Here is an 11,998-nt window from a genome sequence, read left to right on the forward strand (position 1 = left end):
GGCATTCCCTCTAGTTGGCCTTCGCAGGCGTACACGTGCCGTTCTCGGCCCAGATGCGCCGGTTGCTGCGGGTCAGCACCAGGCCGGAACGGCGGTCGATCTTAACTTCGTAGTAGTTATAGGGAACGATAAACGCGAACTCGTTGTCGGTGATTTCGACCGTCACGCTGCGCGGCGGATCGCCCTTCGGAAACGAGACCATGGATGTGGCGAGGTTGACCTCGAAGTAAGGCGGGCTCTGGTCGCCGGTCACGTCCTTGGACGTGCAGGAGTAGTTCAGCACCTGTGCATATGCGGCCCCAGGGGACGCGGCGGCCAGCACGACCATAGAGAACAAGACCGATCGCTTCATCGTGTTCGCTGCAGTGAAATTGCAAGTTCGGACTGGCCTGTCATGATAGCGTGCTGGAGAGAAATCGGGATGTCGAAGTGGTTTGCCGGGCTAGTGGTGCTCCTGATCCTCGCCGGCTGTGACGAGCCAGGGGCCAGCTCGAGCGGCCCTCTGATCGCGAGCTGCGCCACGCCCGCCGCCGCGACGGCAACACCGACGGTCACAGGCACCGGCACAAGCAGCAGGCCGGTGCAAGGCTACGCTGGCCCCTGCTACGACGGCACCGACCGTACGGACCGCACCGATCGCGGAGACCGCACGGACCGCACCGATCGCATCAACCGCGACGACATCACCGACCGGACCGACCGCACCGCCCGCGACGACGTCACCGATCGCACAGTCTGGTGCGTCGAACCGGCGATGATCATCACGGCGCCGTCCTTCGTCGTGTTCTTCGACTTCGACAAGTCTGAGCTGACGCCGGCCGCACGGGACACGATCCGCAAGGCCGTAATCGCCTACAACACCAAGGGCGGCGCGCAGATCAAGGCGAGCGGCCACACCGACCGTGCGGGCACCGAGTCCTACAACATGGCCTTGTCGCTGCGCCGCGCAAACGCGGTCAAGAACCAGCTGGTCCGCGAGGGCGTCCCCGGGTCGGACATCTCCGTCGTAGGCCTCGGCGAAAGCCAGCCGATGGTCCCAACCGCCGACGGCGTCCGCGAAGCGCAGAACCGCCGCGTCGAGATCGTCATTCGCTGAAGCTTTCATGCTCTTCCGGACCGCGAGCCTCTGGCTCGCTCATGCGCATGAGCGAGCCAGAGGCTCGCGGTCCGGAAGAGCATGACGATCTAATCACGCACCGTGAGGTCCACCGCGCGTGCCTTGTGCGCGTAGATGTCGATCTTGGCCCACATGCGGGCGCGCACGACCTTGTCGGCCTCCTCGAAGGACTCATAGGGGCCGTGCCAGACGATCGTCTCGGGCACGGGCCTGTTCCAGTTGGCGCGACCGTTCTCGATGGCATACTCGGCCTCGAACACGAACCACATCGCACGCTCCCTTCGGGTCAAAGTCCACTTCCTATAGCGCAGAATCGCGGACGCGCTAGGATGGCACAATGACCGTCGAGACAGTCCGCGCGTTCCTCGCCACCAATGCCCCCGATATCGAGATCCTCGAGACCGATGTCAGCACCGCCACCGTCGACATGGCGGCCAAGGGCCACGGCGTACAGCCGGCGCAGATCGCCAAGACGCTGTCGCTGCGCATCAAGGATCGCACCCTGCTGATTGTCGCCTCGGGCACGGCGCGACTCAACAACCGCAAGATCAAGGACGTGCTGGGCGGCAAGCCGCGCATGCTGACCGCCGACGAGGTCGTGACCATGACCGGCCATCCGGTCGGCGGCGTCTGCCCGTTCGGCCTGGCGACGCCCCTGCCCGTCTATTGCGACGTCTCGCTCAAGGCGTTCGATGAAGTCGTGCCGGCCGCCGGCTCGGCTCATTCGGCGCTGCGGATCGATCCGACGCGCATGGCCGAGCTGGTAGAGGCCGAATGGGTCGATGTCTGCGATGCGGGGTGAGTGAAATGAACGACAAGGTCGACGTGCTGATCATCGGCTCGGGTGCCTCCGGCGCCGCGGCGGCGTGGAGCCTCGCCGACAGCAAGATGCGCATCCTCTGCCTCGAGCAGGGCGATTGGGTGAAGCCGACCGACTATCCCAGCAACGGGCGGGACTGGGAAGCGCGGCTGTTCAGCGACTTCGCGATCAATCCCAACCGCCGCGCGCGCGAGACCGACTACCCGATCAACGACGCCAACTCGCCGATCAAGGTAGTGAACTTCAATGGCGTCGGCGGCGGCACCATCATGTACACGGCGCATTACCCGCGCCTGAAGCCGGCCGACTTCAAGGTGCATAGCCTCGACGGCGTCGCCGACGACTGGCCTGTCGACTACGACACGCTCGAGCCGTTCTTCAGCGAGAACGACCGCATGATGGGCGTCTCGGGCCTCGCGGGCGATCCCGCCTATCCGTTCCACCAGCCGCCCATGCCGCCGATGCCGCTCGGCAAGACGGGCCAGCGCATCGGCGCGGCGATGAACAAGCTCGGCTGGCACTGGTGGCCGTCCGATTCGACGATCGCCACCGAGGACTACGAGGGGCGCGGGCGCTGCATCAACCTCGGCCATTGCACACCGGGCTGCGCACAGGGCGCCAAGGCCAGCACGGACATCACCTATTGGCCGGCGGCTATCCGCGCCGGTGTCGAGCTGCGCACGCGCTGCCGGGTGCGCGAGATCACGCTCGACGAGCACGGCATGGCGTCCGGCGCGATCTACTACGACGCCAAGGGCGAGGAGCAGTTCCAGCCGGCCGAGCTGGTGATCGTCGCCTGCAATGGCGTCGGCACGCCGCGCCTGCTGCTCAACTCGCAGTCCGGCCGTTTCCCCAACGGCCTGGCCAACTCGACCGACTTGGTCGGCCGCAACCTGATGTTCCATCCCTATGCCTACACCTACGGCTATGTCGACGAGGAGATGGACGGCAATCGCGGCCCGATCCTTTGCCTGTGGAGCCAGGAGTTCTACGAGACCGACAAGGCACGCGACTTCGTGCGCGGCTACACCTTCCAGATCAATCGCGGCACCGCCTCGATCGTCGAGGCGATCTCGAGCACGGCGGCGGGCCGCCTGCCGTTCGGCGAGGATCATCACGCCGTCTATCGCCGGCTGCTCAACCATCGCATCGGCCTCAGCGCGATCTGCGAGGACCTGCCGGAAGCGCACAACCGGGTGACGCTCGATCCGGTGCTGAAGGATTCGAACGGCATCCCCGCGCCGCGCATCGACTACACGCTGAGCGACAACAGCCGCAGGATGATGGCCCACGGCATCGCCCGCGCCACGACGGTGCTCGAAACCGCCGGCGCGAAGGACATCTCGACGGAGGCGCCGATCCTGAACGGCGGCTGGCACCTGCTCGGCACCGCGCGCATGGGCAACGATCCGGAACGCTCGGTCGTCAACGGCTGGGGCCGCAGCCATGACGTAAAGAACCTGTTCATCGTCGACGGCAGCATCTGGGTGACGTCCGGCGGTGTGAACCCGACCTCGACCATCCAGGCGCTGTCACTCTGGATCGCCGACAACATCAAGCGCCGTGCCGCCGACGGCACCCTGTTCGATTGATGTCAACTTGTCATCCCGAGCGCAGCGAGGGATCTATACCGATCAGCATAGATCCCTCGCTGCGCTCGGGATGACACCACCTCATATGGTTTGAGTGTCTACCAATGACAAACGAAAGTCCCCTCACCGGCGCCGAAACCCGCGACCTTCGCGCGTTCGCCGGCACGATGATCCCCGCAAGTGCGCGCTATGATGCGCCCGGAGCCGACGACGAGACGATCTTCGCCGACATCGTGAAGAGCCTCGGCCGCGACCGCGACGACATCGGCCTTGCTCTCAGCCGGCTCGCGATCCTGGCAGGCGGCGCTTTCGCCGACCTTCCGGCCGCGCGGCGGCTGACTGTCGCCAACGAATTGCGCGCCGAGGGTGGCCTGCCATTCGCCGCGCTGACGCGCATGATCCTGCTTTGCTATTACCGCGATGACCGGGTGATGCGCTCGCTCGGCCAGGACCCACGTCCGCCCTTCCCGCTCGGCCATGTCGTCGAGCAGGGCGACTGGTCCCTGCTCGATCCCGTAAAGAAGCGCGCGCCGTTCTACCGGCGCTGAGCCAGCTCGACCTCGACCAGGTTGGTGTTGTACGTCGTCGCGCCGCTCGGCGCCGCGCGATCCTCGGCAAGCGCGTTGGCGCAGCCGCTGGTGTCGGTGCCTTCCGCGTCGGGCGCGAACCACGCGCCCTCCTTGATCGAGACCACGCCCGGCGCGATGTCGCGAGTCACCTTCACCGGCAGGAACGTGGCACCCCGGTTGTTGAACACGCGCACCTTGTCGCCATTGGCGATGCCACGCGCCGCCGCGTCGTCGGCGTGCATCCACACATCGTCGGGATCGACCCGCGCCAGCAGAGGCTGGTTGCCGTGGATCGAATGGGTGCGCGCCCGCGACTTCGGGCTGCACAGCATCAGCGGATGACGCGGATCGGCCTCGACCGGCGAAATCCAGGTCGGAATCGGCGGAATGACGCCCAGCCCATAGGGATCGGGCTTGGCCGCCAAAGCCATCGAATAGACCTCGATCTTACCCGAGGGTGTCGTGAACTTGTGGTTCTCCGGATCGCGGATCTGCTTGGCGAAGGCGACCGCATCCTCGGGCGGCGCAAAGCGCGCCACGCCCTGCTCGGCGAAGGCATCGAAGTCGTCCACGGCATCAGCGGTCAGCTCGCGCAGCCATTGCTCCTCGCTACGCTCGTTGTAGTCGTTGATGCCGACGCGGGCCGCGAGATCGGCGAAGATGTCCATGTCGTTACGGCACTCGTACATAGGCTGGATCGCCTGCTTCATGTAGATCGCATAGTGCCCGGCGCCGGCCCACGGCGTGTGCACGTCGTTGCGCTCCCAGAAGGTCGTCGCCGGCAGCACGATGTCGGCGTGCCGGGCGGTCGGAGTCAGGAAGTGGTCCTGCACGACGATGAACTCCACGCCGTCGAGCGAGGCCGCCATCTTGCCGGCGTTGGGGCACTGGTTGAACAGGTCGCCTCCGGCCGAATAGATCAGCTTGATGTCGGCCGGATAGCCGCCCGCCGTGCCACGCGCCAGCAGGTCGGCGAGCAGCGGCGTCGCCACCTTGGAATCGATCGGATTGGTGCCGGGCGGCAAGCTCTTGATGCCGCTGCGGCCGGTGACGCCGTTGCTCACGCCCGTGCTGCCGCCGATGATTCCGATGTTGCCGGTGATCGCAGCCAGAGCGTAGGCGGCGCGATGGAACTGCTCGCCGAACGCCGTGCGGCCGGGCGCGTAGCCGCATTGCAGCGCCGCCGGCTTGGTCGAGCCGAACTCGATCGCCAGCCGGCGGATGGTCTCCGCCGGGATGCCGCACAACGGGGCAGCCCACTCCGGAGTCTTGGGTATGCCGTCACTCTCTCCCATCAGATAGGCCCGATAGGACGAGCCGGCCGGCGCGCCCTCCGGCAGATGCGCGTCGTCGAAGCCGAGCACGTGGCGGTCGCAGTAGGCCTGGTCGTGCAGCCCCTCGCTCACGATAACATAGGCCATCGCGATCAGGGCAGCGGCGTCGGTCGAGGGCTTGATGAAGATATGCTCGTCGGCGAACTGGCGGCTCGTCCGTGCCCGGCGCGGATCGACGCAAACGATGCGGACGCCCTTCTTCTTCGCTTCCCTGAGGTACTGCGGCGTGCCGGTGCCGAAGGTGCCGTCGGCCGGGCTCCAGCCCCACATCAGGATGAACTTCGAATTCACGTAGTCGGTCGGCTCGCGGCCAGCGGTCTTGTAGTCGGCCTTCGCGCCGAAGGTCATGCGCACCGCGAAGACCTCGGCCTCTGCCGACATGTTTGACCACAGGTTCGTACAACCGCCGAATTTGTGGAAGAAGCGCTTGGCGACGCCGCCGCCATGGAGCATCGACAGGCTGCCCGAGCGCGAGGCGTCGAGGATCGCGGCATTGCCGTACTTGCGACGCACCCTCTGCAGCTCGCCGGCGACCTGCTCCATCGCCTCGTCCCAGGAAATCCGCTCCCACTGCCCTGCACCGCGCAGCCCTACGCGACGCATCGGATATTTCAGCCGGTCGGGATGATAGACACGCTCGATCTGGCCCACGCCGCGGGCGCAAGCGTGCAGCGGCGGCAGTTCGGGTTGCCAGCGGGCGGGATCGGTCGATATCTTGACGATCCTGTCGTCGACGACATGCGCATTGACCACGCAACGGCCACCACAATTGTGGCCGCAGGTGCTGGTGACGATCGCTTCGCCGGGCTGCTCGGCGCGCCGGGGCATCTGGTAGACGGTCTGGTCGGGCACTGCGTTCACCTCGTAAGATGAAACTATGCCTCCGAACTGGCTCCGTGTCGTCCGCTTCCTGTTCGCGCCGCCGCCCGGCGCGACGGTCCGCGCCATGCCCGACATCGCCCGCTTCGGCATCGGCTTCTGTCCCGGCTGTAAGCGCCTGCGCGGAGCGCCCAGCCTGCGCTGCGACTACTGCGGCAGCAGCAGGCCGGTCGTCCCCGACGCCTGACAGCGTTTCAGATCCGCCGCGTGGCGGCGGCCCTCGCTCTAGAAGAAGACCAGGGCCCGGACCTCGATGCTTTCGCGCGGCGGCGCGCCGACCGCCAGAGGATTCTCGAACGAGGTATGGAAGGAGAGGCGGGCGCGCCCGTCGGCGGCGCTGTCGTGCACGCGGATCAGAAGCGCCTCGTCGGGCTGCATGTCGGAGAAGTAGTACCAGCGGTGACCGGGCTTGTACTCGACCGACGAGGTCTCGCCCCGCAGGTGCCGGTACACGAGATCGCTCGCGATCAGGTCCCCGTCGGTGAAGGTTCGCGCGTCGCACAGCGCGAGCGGCGAGTCCTGCACCGGGCCGCGGATCGGCCGCCACACGTTGACGATGCCGAAGCGGCGCTTCAGCAGCTCCGGCGCCTCCTCACCGAGATGGTCGCGCACCCGGCGCGGCGCCGAGTTCACCGTATGGTCGTTGTGGACGCGCCGCGCCGGCTCACGGGCACCGGCCCGGGCGGCGTTGCGAACCGTGTGATCGAAGATCTTCACCCGGCTCACTCCAAGCGTATCGCGGAGAAGCGTCTCGACCTCGGAATAGTAGATGCGCTCAACCTCCTCCGGTGCGTAGAAATCGCCGACCCGGCTCGGAGACCTCACGAGCTGGAAGCCGTTGCGATCGAGCGTGAAGTCGCGTTCACGCCCGCGCGCATCGGCGATCGGGATTTCGCGGGGATCGTCGATGCCGTTCCACTGCGGCACGCCCGGTGGCGGCTCCTCGACATAGCGCGTCGGTTTCTCCGAGCCGCGCTTCAGATAGTGGAGCGTGGCGGTAAGCGGCTTGGTCTGAATGTCGGCAACGAGAGACATCATGATCTTCTCCTCATAAATCGACGTCGCGATTGATCTTGGATTGCCCCGCTCCTTTCCAACTGGAGCGGCGCACGACAATTCGTGGCTGCACACACGAGAAAACTTGACCGGCGCCCGTCATGGCGCGCGATCGAGCAGCAAGGCAAAGCTTGCCGCCTCGTCACCGAAGGCGAGCCATCCCTTCGCCGCCGCGAAGGCCGCGGCCGCATCGACCTCGGTGCGACGCTCCAGTCCCGGCTGTCCGACGAGGCGGTCCAGCGCGACCCAAGCCTCGTCGTCACGACGCACGGTGCGGATGGCGCGGCAGATGCGGACAGCGAGCGTATCGACGGCCATGGCTTTCACCAGTCCCGCGCCAGGCCGAGCAGCTCCAGCGCCTCGCGCCGCAGGCGGAGCAGCTCGGGATGGTCGCGACGCCGCGGAAATGGCAGGTCCACCGCGAGATCGGCGCGGATGCGCGCCGGCCGGTCGCTGAACACGATCACGCGGTTGGCGAGCAGCAGCGCCTCCTCGACATCGTGCGTCACCATCAGGACGGTGAATCCGCGGCGCTGCCACAGCCGTGTCAGCTCGCCCTGCATGGTAAGCCGGGTCAGGCTGTCGAGCTTGCCCAGCGGCTCGTCGAGGATCAGCAGGCTGGGATCGTTCACCAGGGCGCGGGCGAGCGAGGCGCGCTGCGCCATGCCTCCCGAGAGCTGGTGCGGAAAGGCCTTGGCGAATTTCTCGAGGCCGACCAGCGCCAGCGCATCGTCGACGCGGTGGCGCTGTTGCTTCAGCAGTGCGCGGGTCTCCAGCCCCAGCGACGCGTTGCGCCACACCGTGCGCCACGGATAGAGCGTCGGGTCCTGGAAGACGACGACCCTCGAGGGATCGGGGCCCGTGACCTCGGCGCCGGCGACGAGCAGGCTGCCCTGCCGCGGCCGGTCGAGACCGGCGACCAGTCGCAGCAAGGTCGACTTGCCGCAGCCGCTAGGCCCGAGGAGAGCTAAGAACTCTCCCGCCATGGCCTTGAACGAGACCTCGGAGAGCACCGGCAGGTACTCTTCGTGCAGGACGAAGCCGTGCTCGATGTCCCGGACGTCGAGATCGGCCCCGAAGACCGTCTCGGCTACGGGCTCGCGCGTCGCCAGCGCTACCATTTGACGATCCCCTTCTGCCAAGCGAGCACCCTGTCACGGAGGCGGAACAGCAGGGTGATCAGCGCCGAGCACATCAGCGCCATCACCAGCAGCGCGCCGTACATGTTGGCGTAGGCGGCCCAGCCCTGCGCCCATTGCAGGTACCAGCCGAGCCCGGATTTCACGCCCAGCATCTCGGCCACCACCAGCACGGCGAAGGATGAGCCCAGCCCCATGAACAGGCCGACGAAGACGTGCGGCAGCGCCGCGGGAATCGCGACCTTGAGGATCAGGAAGCGCGGATTGGCTCCGAGCGTGCGGGCGACGTCGTAGTAGGCGGTCGGCACCCCGGCCACGCCCGACCAGGTGAGCACGGTGAGCGGGAACGCCGTGGCCAGGGCGATGAGGAACGTGCTGGCGCTGCCGCTGGTCGGGAAGATGAAGAACGCAAGCGGCAGCCACGCGGTCGCGGGTAGCGGCCCGACCAGCCGCAGCACCGGATGAATCCAATACCCGACCCGTTTCGACCAGCCGAGCGCCACACCGATGGTGAATCCCACGGCCGCGCCGATCGCGAAGCCGCGCAGCAGCAGCCACACGGAGTGCAACAGCGAGTCGCCCAACCGCCGCCAGTCGTCGGTATAGACCTCGACGAAGGCCTGGGGCGATGGAAAGAACGGCAGCGGTAGCAGATCGAGCTTGGCCGTCACCGCCTCCCACGCCGTCAGGAACAGCGCGAGGACGATCAGCCAGGGCGCGAAACGCCCCAGCCGTGCCAGAGGAGTGGCGAACCAGCCGCCGATCCCCGCGACGAGCTGGGCACCCGCCAGCGCCAGCACGAGGATGCCGAATAATGTCGTGCGCTCGACCTCCTGCGCGTCGGCCCAGCCGAGCACGAAGATGCCGAGTGCCAACCAGAGCAGGCCGGCGACGACAAGCAGGCCGAGGGAGTACGGCTGCCTGTCGTCGCCCAACCGAGGCGCATCCGTCCCTGCCGCGGATGCGGCCTCTGCAATCGCCGTCATCGCAAGCCTCCCTACGCCAGAAGGTCTGCGGTGACACGGGCCGCGTACTTCTGGACGTCCGTCGTGGGCTTGAACACGGCGATCGACTTCAGTTCCTGGGCATAGAGCCCGATCTGCTCGCGCAGGTCGGTGGCGAGGGGATTGTGATGGTGCGTGTGGCTCTTCAGCATCGCGGCGAGCTGGTCCGTAGGTGCCTTGGCGTACGGCGCGAAGATCGCCGCGGCCGCGTCGGGGTTGACCGCCACCCATTCCTGCGCCTCGAGCAGCGCCTGGGTGAGCGCGGCCGCCACCGGCTTCTCCTGCCGGATCAGGCTGCCACGTATGCCGAGGACGCAGCAGGTGCGACTGGCGTAATCGCCGGTGAGATTGTTGGCGACCTCGAACAGCTTGTCGCGCTCGCGCGCCATCCAGCCCAGCGGGTCGCCCTGGCAGAATGCCTGCACCTCACCCTTCTTCAGCGCGATCGGCAGCACGTCGCCGGGAAATACCCTCCATTCGACGTCCTTGTTCGGGTCGATGCCCGCCCGATGAAGCATGATCGAGAAGAAGTTGCGGTCGGGCGCGGCGAGATCGGTGACGCCGATCGCCTTGCCCTTGAGCTGCTCGAGCCTGGTGATGCCCGTGTCTCCGGCAGAGAACAGCCGCATGCAGCCACCGTGGATGCCCGCCGCGATCTTGACGTCGAAGCCGCCCTCGAGCGGCTTCAGCCAGCGCAGCGCCATGCCGATGCCGGCGTCGGCCTTCGAAGTCGAGATCGCCTCGAGCAGCTGGTCCGTCGAACCGGCGAAATTGATCAGCTCGACGTCGAGATTGTGCTGGGCGAAGTACCCCTTTTCCAGTGCCACGGGCACGCCGACGGTGCAGATCGCGGTGGCGTTCCATGTCAGCTTGAGCGCGCGCTTCTGCGGCAGCACGATCGGCTGGCCGAAAGAGGTGCGGCAGATCGCGGGATCGAACGACTCGGTCGACAGGCCGTCGCGCAGGAAGGCGCGTTGCGCGATCGCCGCAGCGGGAACGAGCGTGCTGGCAACGGCGGCACCGCGCAGCAACGTACGTCGGGTGGTGAAGCGGGACATCAGGGTACTCCGGGACTCGGGGAAGACGACGAGCGCGACGCGGTGTCAGCTGCGACAGCAACAGATCGAAATCGGGGCGGCTCGCTTGCTCATCGTGCCTTGAGCATCGCTTGGTCGATGACCGCGGTAAATAATCTGGAAAACCAAAGTTGTGTGGTTGCGGGAAAGTCGCTTTCTCTACCCGGGCGCAGCGAAGAGGATTCTACTTTCTCAAATGCCCATCATACTCCTCCCTGCGTGCAGCTGCGCGCAGGGAGGAATAGTTGCGATCAATCACCGGCAACGATCTGCCGTTCTGTCACGATGTCCGCGAAGGTGCGCACCGTCTCGTCGAACAGCTTGCCGAAGGCCGCACCATCGAGGCCGACGGGCTCGAAGCCGAGATCGCGCAGGCGCGCAACGACGCTACTTTCCTGGAGAGCTTGCAGTGTAGCCGTGTGGAGGCGGCGACGAATGTCCTCGGGAGTGCCCTTGGGGGCGAGGATGCCCATCCAGGTCGCCTGCGCAAAGCCCGAGGCGATGGTCTCCCCGATCGTCGGGACCTTGGGGAAGGCAGCGTTGCGGTCGGCGCTCGTCACGGCCAGGGCGACGAGCTGGCCTGCCGTTGCCTGCTGCGCCCCTGCGGCGAAGGTAACCGTGGCTGCGTCGACGTTCCCCGCAATCAGGTCCTGCAGCAGCGGGCCGCCGCCGCGATAAGGGATATGCGTCACCCTGAGATTGCCCGCCGCCCGCAGCAGCAGCTCGCTGGTGAGATGCTGCGAGCTGCCGATGCCGGGTACGCCGACATTGAGTTTCCCCGGCCGCTCCTTGGCCGCGGCGGCGAACTCCTCGATCGTCCGAATGCCTGACTTTGGATGCGTGAAGACGCCCTGCGGCGCGGAAATGGCGAGCGTGATCGGCTCGAATGCCGGGCGCAATGGCGCCGCACCGGCGATCGGAAGCGCATCGGTGGCGGCGAATGTGTCGTTGGCCAACAGGAGGGTGTAGCCGTCGGGTGCGGCCCGCGAGGCTGCCTGCGTGCCGATGCGGCCCGATCCGCCACCGATGTTCTCGATGACGATATTTTGCCCCAGCTGCGTGCCGAGTGCGGCCTGGATGACCCGTCCGAAGACGTCGACGCCGCCGCCGGGTGGCCACGGCACGATCAGCCGAATGGAGCGTGTCGGATAATCCTCGCGTGCGTGGGCGACGAACGGTGCTGCCACGGCTGACGCCGCGGAGAAGGTGGCGAAGCGGCGGCGCGTAAGCATAATTGTACTCCTGATACAGCGAAAAGCATAAGACGGGGTGGTGGTGAGGCTCACGCCGAATGCAATCGGCCGTGACCTCAAGGCGACCAAAACATCGGGCGCGCGATTGCCGGCGTAAATGATCCGGTAATCCAAAGTTGGGCGGCTACGCGAAAGTGGCTTTCTTCCGCCGCAAGCAGA

Annotated in this window: 14 protein-coding genes; 5 read left to right on the forward strand and 9 right to left on the reverse strand. The window is 66.6% G+C overall.

Going from position 1 to position 11,998, the window contains the following annotated elements; all coding sequences use genetic code 11:
• Positions 1 to 10: 10 nt before the first annotated feature.
• Positions 11 to 352 carry a hypothetical protein gene (locus ACQY8M_RS27205; RefSeq protein ID WP_428662355.1) on the reverse strand — a complete coding sequence of 114 codons (342 nt, stop codon included), beginning with the start codon at positions 350 to 352 and terminating at the stop codon, positions 11 to 13.
• Between the two features lie 69 nt (positions 353 to 421).
• On the opposite strand from ACQY8M_RS27205, the gene ACQY8M_RS27210 reads away from it, so the two are divergent.
• Positions 422 to 1,096, forward strand: coding sequence for an OmpA family protein (locus ACQY8M_RS27210; RefSeq protein WP_428662357.1), 675 nt, complete (start codon positions 422 to 424; stop codon positions 1,094 to 1,096).
• A gap of 89 nt (positions 1,097 to 1,185) precedes the next feature.
• Here the strand turns inward: ACQY8M_RS27210 and ACQY8M_RS27215 are convergent, their stop codons facing one another.
• A complete protein-coding gene (locus ACQY8M_RS27215; RefSeq protein WP_428662360.1) occupies positions 1,186 to 1,386 on the reverse strand; it encodes a hypothetical protein in 201 nt (66 codons plus the stop codon).
• Positions 1,387 to 1,454: 68 nt separating this feature from the next.
• Between ACQY8M_RS27215 and ACQY8M_RS27220 the strand changes: the two genes are divergently transcribed.
• The 3 genes from ACQY8M_RS27220 (at position 1,455) to ACQY8M_RS27230 (ending at position 4,077) form a co-directional block, all read left to right on the forward strand.
• Complete coding sequence (locus ACQY8M_RS27220; RefSeq protein ID WP_428662363.1) at positions 1,455 to 1,919, forward strand: YbaK/EbsC family protein; 465 nt, start codon at positions 1,455 to 1,457, stop codon at positions 1,917 to 1,919.
• Positions 1,920 to 1,924: 5 nt separating this feature from the next.
• Positions 1,925 to 3,529, forward strand: coding sequence for a GMC family oxidoreductase (locus ACQY8M_RS27225; RefSeq protein WP_428662366.1), 1,605 nt, complete (start codon positions 1,925 to 1,927; stop codon positions 3,527 to 3,529).
• Positions 3,530 to 3,633: 104 nt separating this feature from the next.
• A complete protein-coding gene (locus ACQY8M_RS27230; RefSeq protein WP_428662369.1) occupies positions 3,634 to 4,077 on the forward strand; it encodes a hypothetical protein in 444 nt (147 codons plus the stop codon).
• On the opposite strand, the gene ACQY8M_RS27235 is transcribed toward ACQY8M_RS27230, so the two are convergent.
• Positions 4,065 to 6,284, reverse strand: coding sequence for a molybdopterin-containing oxidoreductase family protein (locus tag ACQY8M_RS27235; RefSeq protein ID WP_428662371.1), 2,220 nt, complete (start codon positions 6,282 to 6,284; stop codon positions 4,065 to 4,067). The genes ACQY8M_RS27230 and ACQY8M_RS27235 overlap by 13 nt on opposite strands.
• 25 nt (positions 6,285 to 6,309) lie before the next feature.
• Here ACQY8M_RS27235 and ACQY8M_RS27240 point away from each other — a divergent pair, with 25 nt between their 5' ends.
• A complete protein-coding gene (locus tag ACQY8M_RS27240) occupies positions 6,310 to 6,498 on the forward strand; it encodes a hypothetical protein (RefSeq protein WP_428662374.1) in 189 nt (62 codons plus the stop codon).
• A 38-nt stretch (positions 6,499 to 6,536) separates the two neighbouring features.
• Here the strand turns inward: ACQY8M_RS27240 and ACQY8M_RS27245 are convergent, their stop codons facing one another.
• From ACQY8M_RS27245 to ACQY8M_RS27270, 6 genes are all read right to left on the reverse strand, one after another.
• Positions 6,537 to 7,346 (reverse strand): CmcJ/NvfI family oxidoreductase, encoded by an 810-nt coding sequence (locus ACQY8M_RS27245; RefSeq protein ID WP_428675500.1) that lies wholly within the window; start codon positions 7,344 to 7,346, stop codon positions 6,537 to 6,539.
• Between the two features lie 120 nt (positions 7,347 to 7,466).
• A complete protein-coding gene (locus tag ACQY8M_RS27250; protein ID WP_428662376.1) occupies positions 7,467 to 7,685 on the reverse strand; it encodes a hypothetical protein in 219 nt (72 codons plus the stop codon).
• 5 nt (positions 7,686 to 7,690) lie between these two features.
• Complete coding sequence (locus tag ACQY8M_RS27255; RefSeq protein WP_428662378.1) at positions 7,691 to 8,488, reverse strand: ABC transporter ATP-binding protein; 798 nt, start codon at positions 8,486 to 8,488, stop codon at positions 7,691 to 7,693.
• A complete protein-coding gene (locus ACQY8M_RS27260) occupies positions 8,482 to 9,492 on the reverse strand; it encodes an ABC transporter permease (RefSeq protein WP_428662381.1) in 1,011 nt (336 codons plus the stop codon). The genes ACQY8M_RS27255 and ACQY8M_RS27260 overlap by 7 nt, the downstream gene beginning before the upstream one ends.
• Positions 9,493 to 9,503: 11 nt before the next feature.
• Positions 9,504 to 10,568, reverse strand: coding sequence for an ABC transporter substrate-binding protein (locus ACQY8M_RS27265; RefSeq protein ID WP_428662384.1), 1,065 nt, complete (start codon positions 10,566 to 10,568; stop codon positions 9,504 to 9,506).
• Positions 10,569 to 10,837: 269 nt separating this feature from the next.
• Positions 10,838 to 11,818, reverse strand: a complete 981-nt coding sequence (locus ACQY8M_RS27270) for a Bug family tripartite tricarboxylate transporter substrate binding protein (protein WP_428662387.1) — start codon at positions 11,816 to 11,818, stop codon at positions 10,838 to 10,840.
• Between the last annotated feature and the right edge of the window lie 180 nt (positions 11,819 to 11,998).

Source organism: Reyranella sp., from assembly GCF_965279465.1.
Lineage (GTDB): Bacteria > Pseudomonadota > Alphaproteobacteria > Reyranellales > Reyranellaceae > Reyranella.

Excerpts from the sequence above, each read along its gene's own strand:
- ACQY8M_RS27205 (WP_428662355.1), bottom strand. The coding sequence starts at position 352 with ATGAAGCGATCGGTCTTGTTCTCTATGGTCGTGCTGGCCGCCGCGTCC.
- ACQY8M_RS27210 (WP_428662357.1), top strand. The coding sequence starts at position 422 with ATGTCGAAGTGGTTTGCCGGGCTAGTGGTGCTCCTGATCCTCGCCGGC.
- ACQY8M_RS27215 (WP_428662360.1), bottom strand. The coding sequence starts at position 1,386 with ATGTGGTTCGTGTTCGAGGCCGAGTATGCCATCGAGAACGGTCGCGCC.
- ACQY8M_RS27220 (WP_428662363.1), top strand. The coding sequence starts at position 1,455 with ATGACCGTCGAGACAGTCCGCGCGTTCCTCGCCACCAATGCCCCCGAT.
- ACQY8M_RS27225 (WP_428662366.1), top strand. The coding sequence starts at position 1,925 with ATGAACGACAAGGTCGACGTGCTGATCATCGGCTCGGGTGCCTCCGGC.
- ACQY8M_RS27230 (WP_428662369.1), top strand. The coding sequence starts at position 3,634 with ATGACAAACGAAAGTCCCCTCACCGGCGCCGAAACCCGCGACCTTCGC.
- ACQY8M_RS27240 (WP_428662374.1), top strand. The coding sequence starts at position 6,310 with ATGCCTCCGAACTGGCTCCGTGTCGTCCGCTTCCTGTTCGCGCCGCCG.
- ACQY8M_RS27245 (WP_428675500.1), bottom strand. The coding sequence starts at position 7,346 with ATGTCTCTCGTTGCCGACATTCAGACCAAGCCGCTTACCGCCACGCTC.
- ACQY8M_RS27250 (WP_428662376.1), bottom strand. The coding sequence starts at position 7,685 with ATGGCCGTCGATACGCTCGCTGTCCGCATCTGCCGCGCCATCCGCACC.
- ACQY8M_RS27255 (WP_428662378.1), bottom strand. The coding sequence starts at position 8,488 with ATGGTAGCGCTGGCGACGCGCGAGCCCGTAGCCGAGACGGTCTTCGGG.
- ACQY8M_RS27260 (WP_428662381.1), bottom strand. The coding sequence starts at position 9,492 with ATGACGGCGATTGCAGAGGCCGCATCCGCGGCAGGGACGGATGCGCCT.
- ACQY8M_RS27265 (WP_428662384.1), bottom strand. The coding sequence starts at position 10,568 with ATGTCCCGCTTCACCACCCGACGTACGTTGCTGCGCGGTGCCGCCGTT.
- ACQY8M_RS27270 (WP_428662387.1), bottom strand. The coding sequence starts at position 11,818 with ATGCTTACGCGCCGCCGCTTCGCCACCTTCTCCGCGGCGTCAGCCGTG.